Below are 16,833 nucleotides of genomic sequence, written 5' to 3' on the forward strand. Positions count from 1 at the left end.
ACCATCCCGGATTGATTCATCAAGGCGCACTGTGGATCAAATTTGGCGACAGCCAGGCGCTATCTCCGGGATGTATGCCTTCCGCGACTTGACAAATAGATGCGCGCCGCATTGCCGCCGTAGATATCGGCCTTTTCGGCCGGCGCCAGGTCCGCCAGCAAGGTCTCGCTGGCCGCGAACCATTTTGCATAGCCGCCGGCCAGATTGACCACCGGCCAATCGCTGCCCCACAGCATACGCTGCGGCCCGAACTGCGCAATCACATGATCGACGGCTTCGCGCAAATCGGCGACCTGCCAGTCAGCCGCCGCCTCCGTCACCAGGCCCGACAGCTTGCAGACGATGTTGGGCCGCGCGGCAAGGCTCGCGATGTCCTGCTTCCAGGCCGCGATCTCGCCAGTTGCGAGATGCGGCTTGGCGAAATGGTCGAGCACGAATTGCAGGCCGGGATGACGATCGACCACCTGGATAAGCCGTGACAGGTGCCGCGGCAGCGCCAGCGCGTCGAACACGAGGCGATGCCGTGCCATGGCCTCGAGCTGCGGCGCCAGCGCGGGGCGCAGCAGCCAATCGTCATCGGCGATATCCTGCACCATCGGCCGCAGGCCGACGACAAGCTCGCGCGCCGCGATCGCATCGATCCGCGCCACGGCATCGGCCGCGTCGAAATCGATCCAGCCGACCACGCCGCGCACGATCTCAGCGCGCTCGGCGACGTCTTCGACGCGCTCGGCGATATCGAGCATGAAGGCGGTCTCGGCTTCGGTTGGCGCCGCCTGCACCAGGATCGTGCCCTCGATCCCGGCGGCTGAAAGATGCGGCATCAAATCGGCGAGGCCGAAGTCGCGATAGAGCGGTGTAAGCTCCGGCGTCAGCCAGCCATAATCGCCGCGCGCCACCGTCCAGACGTGTTGATGCGCGTCGATCCGCATCACGCCGGCACCGGCGCATCCGCGTCGAGCAGACGCTCGGCCTTCAGTTCGCGCCACAATACCGCAGGCACCGGTGTCGACAACGCATCGACATTGCGCTCGACCTCTTGCGGCGTCTGCGCCCCAAGCACGAGGCTTCCGACCGCCGGATGGCCCAGCGCGAAATGTAGCGCAGCGGTCGGCAAGGCGACACCATGCGCACGACACACGCGCTCGATCTGCGTCACCTTCTGCATCACATCAGGCGGTGCGTCCTTGTAATTGTATTTGGCGCCCTTGACGGCACCGGTCGCCAGAATGCCGGAATTGAACACGCCACCGAGCATCATGCCGATGCCCTGTTGTTGCGCGAGCGGCAGGAACTCGGCGAGCGCCGGCTGCTCCAGCAGCGAATAACGGCCGGCGAGCAGCATGGTGTCGAAGGTGCCCGCCTTGGCGAAGCGCACGCACATCTCGGCCTCGTTGACGCCGATGCCGATGCCCTTGACGACGTGCTCGGAGCGCAGTTTATCGAGCGCGACGTAAGCGCCGTCCATCGCCTCACGAAAGCGGTCTTCGATGGCGTCCGCGCCATGGGTCCAGACGTCGACGTCGTGGATCAGCAACAGGTCGATGCGATCGGTCCCCAGCCGCAGCAGTGACTGCTCCACCGAGCGCATCGTGCCGTCATAGGAATAGTCGACCATGGCGCGGTGCGGCTGGCCGCCGACGAAATTGGAACCCTCGCCGCGTCCGTGGAACGGATCCATCCAGCGCCCGACCTTGGTGCAAACCACGATCTCGTTGCGCGCCACACGGCGGAGCGCGGTGCCGGCGCGGTGCTCGGCCAGGCCGTGGCCGTAGAGCGGCGAGGAATCCAGCAGATTGACGCCGAGCGCAAACGCCCGCTCAGCCGCTGAAATCGCGGTGGCGTCATCGAGCAGCCCGAACAGGTCGCCCAGCGGCGCGGTTCCGAAGCCGAGCACGGAGACATCGAGCCCGGTTCGGCCAAGCCTGCGGCGCGGCAGGGCCGAAGCGGCCCCGTTGGAGGATTGCTGTTGGGCCATCGCTGCGCCTCTCCCACGATTCTTCTTGCTAGTGGGCAGACTAGCGTCAGGGTTTTGGAGCGCAAGCCTTCTACAGGCCCTTGCTAGGCCGCTCGGCCGATATGACGCACCACTCCGCCGGTCGATTGGGGCGGACAAGCCCCACGCGGTGGAATCCGACGGCGCGCAGCGTTTCCATGACCTCCTCGGGCGCGCGCGACGTGAAGAAGTCGACCGGGAATCCCAATTCGTCCATTCGCGCCTTGGGCAGAAAGCCTGTGACGAGACGTCCGCCCGGCGCCAGGGTGCGATGCAGCTCCGCGAAGCCGCGTTGCAGCGATTGCCAGAAGTAGATTGTGTTGACCGTGCAGGCGCCGTGAAACATCGCCTCGTCAAACGGAAGCGCCTCGGCGTCGGCGACCTGAAACTGGGCACGCCGCGCGGCGATATCAGGCGCAAACTGGCGGTTCGCGCGTTCAACCATGCGCACCGAACGATCGACACCGGCGACAAAGCCGGCGCGGCTCAGCAACGCCGGCAGCGTGACGCCTCCGCCGAAGCCAACCTCCAGGATCCGCTGATCCGCCTGCGCGTCCAGACATTCGACCGCAAGGCGATTCATCCTGGCATTGTGGCGGTTCATCAATCGCGCGACCAGGCTGCCGAGCACGCCTTGCGGGTGCGCAAGATGGCGGGCAATGAAGTAAGGTGGCGCTCTCATGATCAACCCGCATGTCCTGGTTTAAATCTGCTTTCGACCGAGCGCGTTCGGCCAGAGAATCTTAGCGCCTGGATCTCAGCGCGCGATCTGCCGGAATTTGTCGGACAGACCGTCGAGATAGCCGACCCAGGTTGCGTTGATCGGCTGATTTTCCACCAGCGCATGAAACCGGATCATGATGCAGATCAGAAACAGCGGCTGGATGAACGCCGAGCGCAATGTCGCGGCCAGCAGCGCTGCGACCAGGATGGTGACCACTGCGCCGTTTTCCCGTATCGGGTCCGGCAACACCATCGTCAAAATGCCGGCGGGGACGAGCAGCAGCAGGCAAAGCAGGATGCTCAGGCTCCGTTCAACGACGACCATCCAGATCGATGTCATCAGGATCGGCTTGGCGTTCTGGCAGTAATAGACCAGTCCGTCCTGAACATTTCGCCGTGGATCATCTCCGCCGCGCGCGAGGTCATAGGAGAGGACCACCTTGTCAAGATAACGCGTGGCAGCTGCCACAATGGTGTTGACCAGACCGACGATCGTGCTCACGCCCGGGGTCGGCAGCCATTCTCCGAGCGTATCCAGCGCATTGTGAAAGGCTCTCAGCACGCCGCGAACAAGCACACTGATCCCGAACAGTGCCGCGACCTCGCCGAACCTCGCCATGACGATCCGGCGGCCATAGGCGAACTGCCCTTCATTGCCGTCGCCGATGCGGCCTTGCGTGATCAACTCGGTCAGCACGGCAACGTGGCCGCAGGCGATCATGTGCAGCACATAGCGCAGGATGGCGCTCCAGACCCAACCGCCGACGAGAAGAACACCGAGCAGCCAGCAGACGCCGAACATGGTGGCGACGTGCGCACCGAGCCAGGCCGCGCCACCGACTCCGATCCCGATCCAGACGAGGCACGCCACGGCGAATGCCAGCAGGACGCCCCATCGCGCCAGCGCGTAGGGCAAGGTTTGGACCAGCAGTCGCAGCGCCGTTGCCAATCCATGATCACGCACGATCAACGGATAGGCGTGAGATGGTCGCTGGGACTGACTCCCGTCGCGCCATTCGGCCGAGCCATCGCCGCTCCGACCGCCGTTATTAGCCAAACTCATGTCAGATACTTGCTTTCTCTCCCGTTACGGTGACCGATCGAGCCCTGCGTACGCCTATTGCGGGATCAGCTCGACGCGGCGGTTCTTGGCGCGGCCGTCGTCGGTGGCATTGCTGGCGATCGGCGCGAGCAGGCCGGCGCCGTGGCCTTTCAGGCGCGCGGGATTGATTCCGTAGGTCGTGACGAGATCGGCCACCACGGCGTCGGCCCGCGCCTGCGACAGTTGCATGTTGAAGTCGAAGCCGCCGACATTGTCGGTGTGGCCGACCAGATAAACCTTGCGTGCGGCATCCTGCTTCAGGAACGCCGCGATCTCGTCGAGCGCGGGCCGCGACTCCTGCTTCAGTTGCGACTTGTTGAAGTCGAACAGGATGCCTGAGAGAATCACCTGACCCGACATGTCTAGCCGTTTGGCGATTTCGGTGGCCGATACCGGGACCATGCCGTTCTTCAGCTCTCCGACCTGAACCGCATCGAGCCGCACCACGACCTGGCCTTTCTCGACCGTGACCGCCGGGTTGTAGCCGTCGTCGTACTCCACGATGTAGAGCGCGATGTAGGTCTTCGCCCCACCATCCTCCTTCACCGCGGCGAGATAGCGCGACTGGTCGGGGCTGTAGCCGACGATCTGGCCGCCCGGCCCCATGCTCTCGAAGAAGCTGCCTTGCGACACGCCGAAGGCGGGGCCCTTCGCCTCATAGAGCACGCGATAGCCGGCCGAAGGCAGATACTCCTTGTAGCTGCGGAACACCTCCGCCGAGGACGCACCTTTCGGGACCGTATATAGCAACTGCGTGAGCCGTCCTTCGAGATCCTGCTTGGCCTCGATCTCGGCCTCGTTGGTATGGGAGTCGAAGCCGGTGATCTTGCCGGTCGGCAGCGTGTACTCGGCAAAGGTCCTGGAATCGCACAGCGCGATCGACGAATTCTGGAAGCGCATCATGCCATCGACATCGCGGCAGCCCGCCTTGTCGGCTGCGGACGCGTGTTGCGCGGTGAACGCCAGCATCGCTGCGGCGACAAACGATGCTGCGGTGTGAACGAATTTGCGTCGATGCGGGGTCATTCGGGCTTCCGGTTGGTTGGTGGTCATCATTGAAACAGTGGTGCCGTTGCCTCAGCCGGCGGGCATCACAGCGCCTGGGGCTGGGAGAGGTCGTTGGCGCTGTGAGCGGCGCGGCCGCGCCCGCAGCCGCGACACCGGTCAGGGACGAGGACCGATGCCGCGGCGTGCGATCATTGGCCTGGCGGCAGTTCGGCGTAGTTGCCGTCCTTGTCGCGCCGGTATACGACGTAGTCGATCAGGGTGATGTCACCCTTCGGCGTATAGGTGATGTTGCCGAGCACGGTGTCCCAGCTTCCGACCTTGATCGTCGCTGCGACCTTCCTGGCGTCCGTGGTCTTGGCGCGGGCGACCGCCTCGCTCCAGATCTGGAACGCAGCATAGCTGTAGAGCGTGTAGCCGTCGGGATCGATGCCCTTGTCCTTGAACTTCTTGATAACAGCGGCCGCTGCCGTCTTCTTCCGCGGATCCGGCGCAAAGGTGAACAGCGAGCCCTCGGCAAGGGGACCTGCGATCGCCGCGAATTGCTTGTCGACCAGGGCATCGCCACCCATCAGCACGGCATTGACCCCCTGGTCGCGCATCTGGCGCAGGATCAACGCGGACTCGGCATAGTAGCCGCCGACATAGACGAGATCGATGGATTCCTTCTTGAACCTCGACACCAGCGCGGCAAAATCCTTGTCGCCCTTGTTGTAAGCTTCATAGAGCTTTTCCTTCACGCCCGCCGCATTGATGGCGCTGCGGGTCTCGTCGGCGAGACCTTTGCCGTAGGTCGTCTTGTCGTGGATAACAGCGATGTTCTTCGTCTTGTAGTTCTTGATGATGTAGGCGGCGGCGACCATGCCCTGCTGGTCATCCCGACCGCAAACCCGGAACGTGTTCCACAACCCGCGTTCGGTGAATTGCGGGTTGGTCGAGCCCGGGGTGATTTGCAGCACATTGCCCTCGGCATAGGCGTCGGAGGCGGGAATCGACGCCGACGAACAGAAGTGACCCGCAACGAAGGGGATCTTCATGCCTGCCATCTTCTCTGCAACCGATACCGCCTGCTTCGGATCGCAGGCGTCGTCGCCGACTTCCAGTTTCAGCTTCTGGCCGAGCAGGCCACCCTTCGCATTGATCTCGGCCACGGCCAGTTCGGCACCGTTCCTGAACTGCTGACCGAAGCTCGCCTCCGATCCTGTCATTGGCCCGACCACGGCAACACTGATGTCCTCGGCGAGAGCCGCGCCCGACAGCGCGAGACTCATGCCAAACGCAAGAAAGTATCGTTGCAGCGAAAAATTCATCCTGTTCTCCTTGAAGTGCCTTGACCGCCTCAATGCATCGCGACCGGTGAATCGTCCCGAACGGGACGATCCCCCGGGCGCCGCCTTTTAGGCGCGTCATGGTTGCGAGGCTCGGACTGGGGCAACAGCGAATTGGACATATGCGACATCGGCCGATGATTAGAATCCATGCAATCGCGCATGCTCGTTTACGGCCGCGTCAATGGCTCGGACACCTCCGGCTTGACGTCGGCTCCGACCGGCGCCGCCGGTGCGACGGCGCCTTTGAGCTCGACCTCGTAATAGCCGCCGACCTTGATGGCGCCCCATTGCGTCGTGACCGCCAGATTGATTCTCTGCTGCGTCGGCAGATCCGCATCGGTGTGTCGGCGGCCGAAATCACCTTGGGACACAACCTCGATATGGGACAAGTGAACGCCGTCCGCGCCCCAGAAGTCGAAATTGATGTGCTGTCGCATCGCATTTCCGAACAGCCCCATCTCCTTGAAGGCAAGTTCGACGTCAACGTGGCCCGGCCCCGCCATGAACGTATAGTATTGGCCGGAAACATCATTGGTGATGTTGGCGCGATTGATGCCCAAGCCCAGCACCGTCGGCTGATGCGGATCGGTTGATTGTGCTGCTGAGCGGCCGGTGAGCCCGATACACAGAAGACAAATAGCCATTGATCCCGATCGAATAAACCAAGCCAACATCACCGCACTCCTTCTTCAATGAGTGCGCGAAGGGCCCAACAGGTTCGCGACGCGGTAATCGTTCTCTCCGGCTTGTGACGCCGACAAAACCCGTTGCCGTGAATATGCCGAGTGGGTTGTGCACGTTCCGGCGAGCGATTATTGATCTGCCGCCGGAAGCGGCGTGCGTCGCCATGCTGATGTGTGCGAACGAGAAGGCCCTGCCTGCTGAGCGTTACCGGCAACTGATCGAACACATCCGACGGGTGCCGGGCTGCGGCGAGCGATAGGGAGCCGCGCAACGGCTACGTCAAGCAGGTGAGACGCTGTGTCCGAAACGCCGCGGTGCCACGCGGATTTCCGAGGGCGTTGCGCCGTAGTGGCGGCGGAATGTGCGGTTGAAGTAGGACAGGTCACCGAAGCCGGATTCAAACGCGATCGTGCCGATGGTGCTGTCGATCCGGCGCGGATCGGTCAACAGCCGGTGCGCGCGCGCCAGTCGCTGGCCGAGCACGAATTCCGAGAAAGTCGTGCCGGAGTGCTCGAACAGCCTCTGGACATGGCGTGGCGTGAGCTTCAGTCGCGACGCGACGGCGGGCAATGTCAGGTCGAAGCCGAGATTCTTGCTGATGTCGGCCTTGATCGCGGCGAGCCGCGCGACCGCCAGCCCGCGGTCCTCCGCGACAACGGTCCCGTCCCGGTTCGCGCCGATGATGAGCGCGCCAAGATCGGTCAGATGCGTGACGACCGCGCCGAGCAGCTCGGGTGTCGCGAGCTGGTAACCGTCGTCCAGCTCCCTGACATAGAACGCGAGCAGCCGCAGGGCTTCGGTGTTGGTCGACAATGCGCGCATCATCATGTCTTCAGGGTCGGAGCCGAGCGAGGTAAGCGCCTTGCGCGGCAGCCTGAGGCCGAAGAAGCGGCTTGGCGACGGGGCGACGGCCATGTCGCCGGCCTCCGCGGCCGACATCAGCACGGCTTGACCCGGACCAAGTTCGAGTTTGCGGCCGCGTTGCGACGCGGTAACATGACCGCTTGTGATGATCGTCAGGACGAAATCGTCTTTGCCGTCGTGCAGCAGCGTGCGCGGCCTCGCGATCCGCAGGTTGCTGCACGCCCAGGATCCGATGCCGAGCCCGGGCAGCTCACGCACATTCGCTTCGGCGTGGAACGCGCCGTCGGTCAGCGGCTCCGGGTCGAGCTTCACCATCATCCGCCCGATCTGCTCGCGGAAAATCGGCAAGCGGTCGCGCTCGCTCCAATCCGCGGTCGAGAACCGGAAATCAATGATATCCGGCGACTGCATCGTCATCGGGTTAGCCTCATGGTGGCGGGATTGCCGCGAGGGTGCGGTTGATTTGTGGCGGCTACAAACACGCTGTCGCAAACACCCTGTCGCATGTGTCGCGCGCAGTTGGTTCAATGTTCAGCGGGAACTCGTTGCGGCCGGCGGCTGGCTCCGCCGCGACGATGGCGACGTGCCAAGTGACGCCAAGATGTGCCGACAGCACATGGCCGCCATGCGGCTGGAACCCGCGGGGGCGACATCGCTGCTACAGGTGGCGCAGCGCAAGCTGCGCTTGTCCGACCTTGCTACATTACATCGGATCGAAAGCGCGGATCGGCGGCAGATTTCCGTTGAAGCGCTCCACCTCGACCGTCGTGAGCTGGCCGGTGCAGCCCTGCGCAAAGGATGATGTGCCGATGTCGCGTGTGAGCACGTTCGGATTGCCGTGAACGCAGAGCGGAGCCTCGTCCTCGGGATCCATCGGGTCATACCAGGCGCCGGTCGGCAGTTGCACGATCCCGGGCGCGATGCCGTCGGTGACATGCACCGCGGCAAGGCAGGCGCCGCGCGCATTGAACAGGCGGATGATGTCGCCGTCCGCGATGCCGCGGGCGCTCGCGTCACGAGGATTCATGCGCGCGACCTCGCGGCCGCGATGCTTGGCCGCGGTCGAATGTCCGCCGAAGTCGAGCTGGCTGTGCAGCCGCGTGACCGGCTGGTTGGCAATGAGGAAGAACGGCGAACCCGGCCCGGGCACGTCGGTCTTCTCGAGCCAGACCGGATGCCCCGGACAATCCGCGTCACCGTGGTCAGCGATGGTCTTCGAGAAGATCTCGATGCGCCCGCTCGGCGTCCGAAGCGAGTGGGCGACCGGATCCTCGCGGAAGCGGCGCAGCGAGCCGCCGTCATCGAGGTGTTGCGGCACGATCAGGCTGCCGCTCTCCCAGAATTCCTCGAAGCGTGGGGCCGGCAAGCCCTGCGCAGCGAGCGAGGCGCGGGTCGGCTCGTAGAGACGCATCAGCCATTGCCGCGTTGTGCGTCCTTCGGTGAAGGCTTCGCGCGCCCCGAGACGCTCGGCGAGATCGGAGAAAATCTCGTAGTCATCGCGCGCGAGGCCGAACGGCTCGGCAATCCGGTGCATGGCGACCATCAGCGGATCGTTGGAGGAATAGCCGATGTCCTCGCGCTCGAGCGTCATCGTCGCGGGCAGGACGATGTCGGCGTGCCGGGCTGTGGCGGTCCAGGCGAGCTCATGCACCACCAGCGTGTCGAGCCTGGCGAACGCCTTGCGCAGTCGGTTGAGGTCCTGGTGATGGTGGAACGGATTGCCGCCCGCCCAGTAGACGAGGCGGATGTCCGGATAGGTGCGCGTCTCGCCATTGTAGCGATAGGTCGAGCCGGGATTGAGCAGCATGTCGGCAATGCGCGCCACCGGAATGAAGTCGGCGACACCGTTGCGGCCTTGCCCAAGCGTCGGCCCCGGCACTGCATTAACGCGCCGGCCGTAATAGCCGATCGCACCGAGCGAATAGCCGTAACCACCGCCGGGGAGGCCGATCTGGCCGAGGGCAGCCGCGAGCACCATGCCCATCCACACCGGCTGCTCGCCATGCTCGGCACGCTGCAGCGAATGCGAGACGGTGATTAGCGCGCGCCGCCCGGCGAGACGACGCGCCAGCCTTCGGATGGTGTCGGCGTCGATGCCGCAGATCGACGCGGCCCATTCCGCATCCTTACGCTGGCCATCGGCCTCGCCGCCGAGATAGCGCAGGAACACCGGCCAGCCTTCGGTGTAGCGATCGAGGAAGGCCTGATCGTGCAGGCCTTCGCTGACCAGCGTGTGGACGATACCGATCATCAGGGCGGTGTCGGTGCCGGGCACAGCCGTCATCCATTCGGCGCCGGCCTCCGCGGGCAGATCGTCCCGCAGCGGACTGACAAGGATGAACTCGCAGCCGCGCCGGCGCGCCTCGGCCATGGCGCCGCGCTCGACATGCTTGCTGATCGAGCCGCCGGCGACCATGGAGTTCTTCAGGGCCATGCCGCCGAACGCCAGCACGATCTCGCTCTCCGACGCGATCTGCTCCCAGGTGACGTTGCGCTTGGTGATGTCTTCGTAACCCGCCAGGATCTGCGGCAGCAGCACGGATGACGCACCCGAGGAATAGGAGTTCACCGAACGCACATACCCGCCCATCGCCATGTTGAGGAAGCGATGAACCTGGCTCTGGGCGTGGTGGAAGCGGCCCGCGCTGGACCAGCCATATGAGCCGCCGAAGACCGCACCGGGGCCGCGCGTCTCGCGGAGGCGCGACAACTCACCCGCTAGAAGATCGAGCGCCTGCTCCCAGCTGACCGAAACGAATTCATCGCGGCCGCGGCGGTCGTCGGGTCCCGGTCCGCGCTCAAGCCAGCCGCGGCGGATTGCCGGCCGGGCGATGCGCACCTGGTGGCGCAACGCGGCGGGGAAGTTGCCGATGATGCCGCTCGGATCGGGATCTGCCGCATACGGCCTGACTTCGAGACCATCCGCGTTCAGACGCGCCGAGAACACGCCCCAGTGCGACGTGTGCGGCCTGAAGCCGTCGGACAGGTCGAGGCCGGGATCGGGAGTGCCAAGGGTCTCGTTCATCGCGTCGTCCTTGTCGCAAAACCGGCGATAGCTCGATATCCCCGGTCTGTGGCGCGAAGCAAGGGCGCGTTCGTCGCACGGGCTTAGGATAGCCCCTTTCTCAGCCGCAGCCGGTTTTCAAGCCAGTCGAATATCACTTCGTTGGCCAATGTGGGGTTATCCATGTGGCCTTGCATCGCCGCCGTTTCAGCACGCCGAAACAGGATCAACCTGGCGTCATGATGAATGTCGCCTAATTGGCTGCCAAACTCAATCAGGGCGCCCGGAAGCAGCCAGCCGCCTTCGCCCGCGGTGACAAGCAGCGGGCAATCGATACTTCGGGAAATCGAGTTGGGCTCTTCAAGCCATCCAATCCGCTCATGGCCGGCTGTATGGCGGGAAAAGAAACTTCTCTCGTGCGAGTCCCAAATTCCGGCATCACAGACAGCCGCGGCAAATCGGGGGTCGCTTGCGGCCGCGCGGGCGACCAACGAGGAACTCCAGGCGTCCGCCACGATCGCGATCCGGGTGTTGTCAACGCCGGGCATCTCTGAAAGGAAGTTCAGGACACTGCTCATGGCGGCTTCGAACCTATGGCCCTCGACTCGTTCCGGTGACAAGGCCATCTGGGTACCCAACAAATCCACCGCGAGCAGCGAGAGCCCGCGCTCATTTGCGTGACTGGCGTACTTCGCGATCAATTCTTCCTTGTAAGAACCTGGCTCACCGACGCAGACGATCACGGGCCCATTGTCGCGAAAGGCCGACGGCAAGTAGTAAGCTTGAAGCGATACGTCGTCCGTCCAGGGAATCGAAAGCATCTGACCAGCCGGAACCCGGCTCTTCAAAAAGTTGTTTGCACATCGCCGCATGCCGTCGACGGCGCATTTCAACAGATTGGAAGATCCAAGCGGCCTTGCGGCGGCGTGGAAGTAAGTAACAGCCCGGAGCCAGTTCCGGCGAGCCGTGATCAGGTTGCCGTCGAGGAACGAATGATCGGCTCTCGCCTCGTTCAGTTCTGCGGTCCTGATCCACTCCTCGGACCACGAACTCTCCGACGCAAGGTTGATCTTGCTCAACGTCAACCAGCATTCGGAAACCGTCGAACCGCCCTCCTGCGCGGCAGCCAGAAGTCTGATGAACTCCGCCGACAGATCCTCTCGATCCGGCCAGGAAGGCCAGCCCTTGTCATCGAACTCGATGCTGCTTGACGAGGCGCCTCGCGCCCCCTGGTGGCCATGCATATGTCGTCAACTCGTTCGCTTCTCGGAAGGATTCCTAATCGTGTTGCCTTGCGGGCAAACCAACGATTTCGCCTGCGCGTGGCCCGGATTTTCGAGTGCCTGTTGGTAGCGACAGCTGGTGGACGATGGCCATGGCGGCGAAAAGGCCTGATCGGCGAAGTGAAAAAAGCTCAACACGGAAGGTCAGCAACTTCGCATCTCGACGTAGGGCATCGTGACCACACTCTTGAGCATTGCCTAGCCAGCAAAAATCACCTTCAGATGAACAGCACCGCCGCAATCGGGTGATAACGCTGACGTGATCGATGTGGACGAATCCTCCAGCAATCACCTGCTTCTTGCCGGCGTACCTCGTTTTTTACCGGGTACGCGTAAGACACCACTCACCTACCTCCCCAAAGTGAATATAACAGTTCCTTATTCGTATAATTGAAGTTGTTCGTCGGTCGCAATCATCGATATGGCGGCGCAGGGATGCGTTGCGCTTATGCCTTCCGGTAGATTGTTGTCGACGCAATTACCTTCCGAGCGTTTGCTCGGCAGTGTCTTGAACCGTCCCAGCAAGCACGTGTCTCTCTTTCCGCGCGTTGAGCAGATGCAAGCTTGCTCACAGAATCGCGAGACTGAAGACGTCGGGGATCACTCGGCTGTGACTTCGCGAGGTGGGCTGCTCGAGCAGGAGAGAAGCCTCGGCGACCGGACCTAACGCGCAAGCTGCTAGAGTGGGAAGATGTCGCTGTCCTTGAACAGATAGCTTTGCAGCGCCAGCGCTCTGTCGCTGGACTTGATGAACCGCTCGACCAAATCGAGAAAGGTCGAGAATTCCGTTTCGTTCATGCAATCCAGCCAGACATCGTTGACCTTTGATTGCATGGGCGCGAGTGAGTCCAGGAGCGCGCAGCCGCTTGGCGTGATGGTCAGCCTGGTACGGCGCCGATCGCCCAGATCCTCTGCTTTTTCAACCAATCCGAGTTCGGTCAGCTGTTGGATAGCCTTCGTGACACCCGCGCTCGTCAAATGAAGAGACTCGGCGATGGTTACGAGGAAGACATCCTCTCTGGTCTCGAGATGACGGATCGTGCTCAAAATCGTGTACTGCATGCCGGCGATGCCGACACGTGCTGCATAGCCCTGGATCAGGCCGTGATGGCGCGATGACAAGGAATGCAAACAGGCGGTCAGGCGCTGAAGCTCCGGTTCGGTCGCTTTCGCAGCACGATCGGCTCGAGGGGGCGAGCGAAACTCCGTGGAGAAATGGTCAGTCGAGGGTTTGCGGTTGTGGCCTGATTTTGCGATTGCCTTCTGCATACCGAGCCAGCTTCCTGATCAGAGCGAAACGCATATATATGATATAATCATATAATGAAGACAAATTATTTCGTCCAGAGCTGATCGTGCCGCTTGCCTGCGTCGGGCGTCACCATTCGAGGCTGCCGCTCAATCCTGGTGATCCACGGAAGCGCGAGCCATCGCGACGCAAGCTGAACGCTCTGCAAAGCGGCGTCGACGCTTGTCGGTCGAGCGGTTCGCATACCGATCGGGGTCCGAGTCCAAATGAAAAACCTCCGGCAGGGCATTGCCGGAGGTTTCGGAGGTTAGTTCATAAAAGGTATTCGAGCTCTCCTCACTTCGGTCGGCGATAAGCCAATGTCGCCTTATACATTATCCAATAATGTTAGTTAATCACATGATTGGGAGATCGTTCCAACGAAAACCCCGACGGTTTCCCGTCGGGGTCGCTTTGGATCGAGATCAGGTCAAACCGGTGTTACCAGTTGCGCTGAGCGCGGAGGAGCAGGGTGAGGGTGTCCTGATCCTTCAGTTCGTACACCGTTGCCGGCTTGCCGATAGCAGCGCTGCCCGGGAACGTGATCGTGCCGGCGAACTTCTGATCCAGATGGGTGTAGGTCAGGTCTGCCGAGAAGGTCAGGTTCTTGACCGGGGTCCACTGGGTCTGCGTGCCGATCTGCGCGATATTGTAGTTCGGGTTGCAGGAGGTCAGGCCAGCGGTACCGAAGACAGCGCCGAACGAACCACCCACGCCCGAACCGGTCGGGCCGCAAATGAGCGACTTGGCCGTGCTGTTGTACATGACCCCGGCGTAAGCGCCGTAGACGCTGGTGTTCCAGTTCGGGCTCCAGTTGTGGACATACGCACCGCGCATACCCCAGGTCTGGATCAGCTGCTGCGAGCCACCGCTCGCGAACACGCTGTCCGGAGCTATGCCGAAGCCGATGCTCTGGTAGGCGCCGGGCACGTTGGTGCCGCCGAAGTAGGTGACGCCGCCAGCCTGCGACAGGTCCTGGATGTTGTAACGGGTCGCACCGTCCGTATAGACGCCCTGGATGTTGATCGTGTCACCAGGTCCGGTCGGGATGTTCTTGATCGACAAGGCCAGCTGACCAGCCCAGCCCCACTTGTCATCCGGATGACCGGTCAACTCGGTGGCGCCGTAGTAGGCGGCGTGGTTGTCATGCGTCGCGACCGACGCCTGGAACAGACCCCACGCCTGGTCGACCTTGATCGCTGCGACGAAGTCTGGAGCAGCCGTGCCAGCGTAATCGCTCGAGCCGAAAGCGCCGAGGGTACCGGTACCGGCAACGCCGACATTGTTCACGCCAGCCTGAAAGTACGCCGACGGATCCTGGGCCGACAGGGACAGCGACACGCCGTTGCCGAACTGGGCGGTGTAGGTGAACTGGTTCACACCTGTAACCGTGCCGCCGCCGCCGACGAGGCCGTCGAAGTTGTTGCCTGGATAGTTGGTCCACGGAGCGCTGAACTGCGAGACCGCCTTACCGATCGTGAAACCGGCGAACTGGATGAAGGCATAGTAGACGCCGATGCCACCGCCGGCGACACCGCCCTGCGTGGCGTTGCCCGGAGCAGCAGCCGTGCCAATCGGTGCGTAGGTCGTCGCACCAGCGGTGCCCGTACCGGCGTAGTTGTCGTTCGTCCAGTTGAACACCGCGTCGAAGTAGGTACGAACCACGCCGTACTCGGTCGCGGTGCGGGTATCGATGTTGAAGTCTTCACGCGAGCGCCAGGTGTAGGCGTTGGTGAAACGGTTCTGTGCGCCGCCAGCACCCGAGAGGTTGCCGGACGCGTCCGAGTTGGTGTTCGCCAGAACGTCTGCGCGCAGATAGCCGCCGAGCTTGACGCAGGTATCGGTGCCCGGGATGAAGTAAAAGCCGGGACCATACAGCGAGCAGACCTTCACGTACTCAACCGCCTTGGCCTTGACGGGAAGGTCCGCCGCCAGAGCTCCGCTGCTCGCGACGAGAGCCGCCGCCGAGCCGAACAAAAGGCCCTTAACGATCTTCATGTTATCCTCCAAGTGATGCCCTGCGCTGTTGGCAAAGCGACAAACGTACCCCTCCCGAAAGCCGCTGCCCGCAGCGATTTTCAGGATGCTAGTGGTCAACCCGGCCACCGAAGACGAGAGACGGCGGGTGCCCCCCTCCGTCACCGCCCGACTATGCATTAGGGTTTCACATGTTCAACTTATATTAGTTAGTCATTCTATGGTTTGGCCTGCCATGTGTCATTCATGCAACGCTCGGGTGTGAACATTTTCGCCGACCGAGCTTCAAAACGAGATGGATATCTGTGAAGATGACTTATCCGTAAGGAAAGCCATGAACGAGCGCAAATCGACCGACAAACTGCAGGACGCGGCCGAGCGATTGGCCTGGGAGATCGTATCGACCAGCATCCGCCTCGACGAGTTGCGCGGCATCTGGGCCAAGATGATCGGAATTACCGGCCCGCAATGGATGATCATGATGGTGCTGGCCAACGCCGACGACCGCGCCGTCGGCCTGCCGGTTGGAGTTGTCTCGAGAGCACTGCGCGTCGATCAGTCGTTCGTGGTGACGCAGTCGAAATTGCTCGAAAAGAAGAACCTTCTGCGCCGGAGAAATTCGACCGAGGACGCCCGCGTCGTCAATCTGTCGCTCACCGACCACGCGCACAAGCAAATGGCGAATCTGTCCTCGCAGCGCAGGGAGCTGAACGAGTTCGTCTATGCGGACCTTGATCTGCGCGAGCTGCTCCAATTGACCAGCAAGATGAGCTCCATCAAGAGCCGCCTGGAAAAAGCAATATTGAGGATCTCGGTCGACCTTTAGAAGGAGTCGTCGAGCGTTCCGGTCGGCTTGGCCGAACTCGCGGCACGAATCGACACCCCAGCAGGCCGGGCTTGCCAGCGAGCTTTTCCGTGGGTCATCGGACTCTCATCCACCTCACGCCTTCGCTACGCTCGCATCGATCAGCAGCTTTGCCACCGTGAGCGCCGACTGCGCCGGCCCCTGTTCCGACTGCTGGCCGGTGACGTAGATGCCTTCGATGAGCAACAGCAGGGCGTCGCCAAGCACGACGGGGTGACGCGCGCCCATGGCGGCGGCGAGTTCGCGCAGGCGCTTGCGAAAGACCTTCTTGTGCGCTTCGGCGACCTGCCGTGCGGGATTGTCCCGCGACGGAAATTCCACGGTGGCGTTGCTGAGGCCGCAGCCGCGATAGCCTTTTTGCACGGCGCGCGTGGACAGCACGCGAATATAGGCGAGCACGTGCTCACGCGCATCGCTGTAGGATTTTCCGCCGGGCTTCTCGAAGTTCTCCCAGAAGTCCAGGTCGTAGTCGCGCATATAGGCGGCCGCGAGATCGTCCTTGGACGCGAAGCTGCGATAGAGGCTCGGCTTGGTGACGCCGGCGCGGTCGACCACCTCATCGACGCCGACGGCGCGGATGCCCTCGCGATAGAACAGCTCGTTCGCGGAGGCGCGGATCCGGTCGACAGCCCGGACGGGACGTTCCGCAGACGGTTCGACAAATTTCTTCATGATGGTTCTCCGGATCGTTCCGTACGGCACGCTTGACAA

The 16,833-nt window shown here is 62.6% G+C and carries 14 protein-coding genes; 1 reads left to right on the top strand and 13 read right to left on the bottom strand.

Annotated features, from left to right (window positions below):
• Positions 1 to 59: 59 nt before the first annotated feature.
• From ACP2YO_RS39545 to ACP2YO_RS39600, 12 genes are all read right to left on the bottom strand, one after another.
• On the bottom strand, positions 60 to 932 hold the full coding sequence (locus ACP2YO_RS39545) for an amidohydrolase family protein (RefSeq protein ID WP_426436611.1): 873 nt from the start codon (positions 930 to 932) through the stop codon (positions 60 to 62).
• A complete protein-coding gene (locus ACP2YO_RS39550) occupies positions 932 to 1,978 on the bottom strand; it encodes an aldo/keto reductase (protein WP_426436613.1) in 1,047 nt (348 codons plus the stop codon). The genes ACP2YO_RS39545 and ACP2YO_RS39550 overlap by 1 nt, the downstream gene beginning before the upstream one ends.
• A 70-nt stretch (positions 1,979 to 2,048) precedes the next feature.
• Positions 2,049 to 2,678, bottom strand: a complete 630-nt coding sequence (locus ACP2YO_RS39555; RefSeq protein WP_426436615.1) for a class I SAM-dependent methyltransferase — start codon at positions 2,676 to 2,678, stop codon at positions 2,049 to 2,051.
• A gap of 75 nt (positions 2,679 to 2,753) precedes the next feature.
• Positions 2,754 to 3,668, bottom strand: coding sequence for a hypothetical protein (locus tag ACP2YO_RS39560; protein ID WP_426436616.1), 915 nt, complete (start codon positions 3,666 to 3,668; stop codon positions 2,754 to 2,756).
• 168 nt (positions 3,669 to 3,836) lie between these two features.
• Positions 3,837 to 4,847 (bottom strand): OmpA family protein, encoded by a 1,011-nt coding sequence (locus ACP2YO_RS39565; protein ID WP_426436617.1) that lies wholly within the window; start codon positions 4,845 to 4,847, stop codon positions 3,837 to 3,839.
• A gap of 170 nt (positions 4,848 to 5,017) precedes the next feature.
• Positions 5,018 to 6,136: a branched-chain amino acid ABC transporter substrate-binding protein gene (locus ACP2YO_RS39570; RefSeq protein ID WP_426436618.1), complete on the bottom strand. Its 1,119-nt coding sequence runs from the start codon at positions 6,134 to 6,136 to the stop codon at positions 5,018 to 5,020.
• A 188-nt stretch (positions 6,137 to 6,324) separates the two neighbouring features.
• Positions 6,325 to 6,801, bottom strand: coding sequence for a hypothetical protein (locus ACP2YO_RS39575; protein WP_426436619.1), 477 nt, complete (start codon positions 6,799 to 6,801; stop codon positions 6,325 to 6,327).
• 319 nt (positions 6,802 to 7,120) lie between these two features.
• Entirely contained in the window at positions 7,121 to 8,122 is a 1,002-nt protein-coding gene (locus tag ACP2YO_RS39580; protein WP_426436620.1) for an AraC family transcriptional regulator, read from the bottom strand.
• A 286-nt stretch (positions 8,123 to 8,408) separates the two neighbouring features.
• Entirely contained in the window at positions 8,409 to 10,730 is a 2,322-nt protein-coding gene (locus ACP2YO_RS39585) for a molybdopterin guanine dinucleotide-containing S/N-oxide reductase (protein WP_426436621.1), read from the bottom strand.
• Between the two features lie 83 nt (positions 10,731 to 10,813).
• Positions 10,814 to 11,953, bottom strand: a complete 1,140-nt coding sequence (locus ACP2YO_RS39590) for an alpha/beta hydrolase family protein (RefSeq protein ID WP_426436622.1) — start codon at positions 11,951 to 11,953, stop codon at positions 10,814 to 10,816.
• A 717-nt stretch (positions 11,954 to 12,670) separates the two neighbouring features.
• Entirely contained in the window at positions 12,671 to 13,261 is a 591-nt protein-coding gene (locus ACP2YO_RS39595) for a MarR family winged helix-turn-helix transcriptional regulator (protein WP_426436623.1), read from the bottom strand.
• A 460-nt stretch (positions 13,262 to 13,721) separates the two neighbouring features.
• A complete protein-coding gene (locus tag ACP2YO_RS39600; protein WP_426436624.1) occupies positions 13,722 to 15,278 on the bottom strand; it encodes a porin in 1,557 nt (518 codons plus the stop codon).
• 313 nt (positions 15,279 to 15,591) lie between these two features.
• Between ACP2YO_RS39600 and ACP2YO_RS39605 the strand changes: the two genes are divergently transcribed.
• Positions 15,592 to 16,083: a MarR family winged helix-turn-helix transcriptional regulator gene (locus tag ACP2YO_RS39605; RefSeq protein WP_426436625.1), complete on the top strand. Its 492-nt coding sequence runs from the start codon at positions 15,592 to 15,594 to the stop codon at positions 16,081 to 16,083.
• Positions 16,084 to 16,197: 114 nt separating this feature from the next.
• Here the strand turns inward: ACP2YO_RS39605 and ACP2YO_RS39610 are convergent, their stop codons facing one another.
• Positions 16,198 to 16,794, bottom strand: a complete 597-nt coding sequence (locus tag ACP2YO_RS39610) for a TetR/AcrR family transcriptional regulator (protein ID WP_426436626.1) — start codon at positions 16,792 to 16,794, stop codon at positions 16,198 to 16,200.
• Positions 16,795 to 16,833 lie beyond the last annotated feature (39 nt).

Source organism: Bradyrhizobium genosp. P, from assembly GCF_049949265.1.
Taxonomy (GTDB): domain Bacteria; phylum Pseudomonadota; class Alphaproteobacteria; order Rhizobiales; family Xanthobacteraceae; genus Bradyrhizobium.

Coding starts and splice junctions, on each gene's coding strand:
- ACP2YO_RS39545 (WP_426436611.1), bottom strand. CDS start 932: ATGCGGATCGACGCGCATCAACACGTCTGGACGGTGGCGCGCGGCGAT.
- ACP2YO_RS39550 (WP_426436613.1), bottom strand. CDS start 1,978: ATGGCCCAACAGCAATCCTCCAACGGGGCCGCTTCGGCCCTGCCGCGC.
- ACP2YO_RS39555 (WP_426436615.1), bottom strand. CDS start 2,678: ATGAGAGCGCCACCTTACTTCATTGCCCGCCATCTTGCGCACCCGCAA.
- ACP2YO_RS39565 (WP_426436617.1), bottom strand. CDS start 4,847: ATGACCCCGCATCGACGCAAATTCGTTCACACCGCAGCATCGTTTGTC.
- ACP2YO_RS39570 (WP_426436618.1), bottom strand. CDS start 6,136: ATGAATTTTTCGCTGCAACGATACTTTCTTGCGTTTGGCATGAGTCTC.
- ACP2YO_RS39575 (WP_426436619.1), bottom strand. CDS start 6,801: ATGGCTATTTGTCTTCTGTGTATCGGGCTCACCGGCCGCTCAGCAGCA.
- ACP2YO_RS39580 (WP_426436620.1), bottom strand. CDS start 8,122: ATGACGATGCAGTCGCCGGATATCATTGATTTCCGGTTCTCGACCGCG.
- ACP2YO_RS39585 (WP_426436621.1), bottom strand. CDS start 10,730: ATGAACGAGACCCTTGGCACTCCCGATCCCGGCCTCGACCTGTCCGAC.
- ACP2YO_RS39590 (WP_426436622.1), bottom strand. CDS start 11,953: ATGCATGGCCACCAGGGGGCGCGAGGCGCCTCGTCAAGCAGCATCGAG.
- ACP2YO_RS39595 (WP_426436623.1), bottom strand. CDS start 13,261: ATGCAGAAGGCAATCGCAAAATCAGGCCACAACCGCAAACCCTCGACT.
- ACP2YO_RS39600 (WP_426436624.1), bottom strand. CDS start 15,278: ATGAAGATCGTTAAGGGCCTTTTGTTCGGCTCGGCGGCGGCTCTCGTC.
- ACP2YO_RS39605 (WP_426436625.1), top strand. CDS start 15,592: ATGAACGAGCGCAAATCGACCGACAAACTGCAGGACGCGGCCGAGCGA.
- ACP2YO_RS39610 (WP_426436626.1), bottom strand. CDS start 16,794: ATGAAGAAATTTGTCGAACCGTCTGCGGAACGTCCCGTCCGGGCTGTC.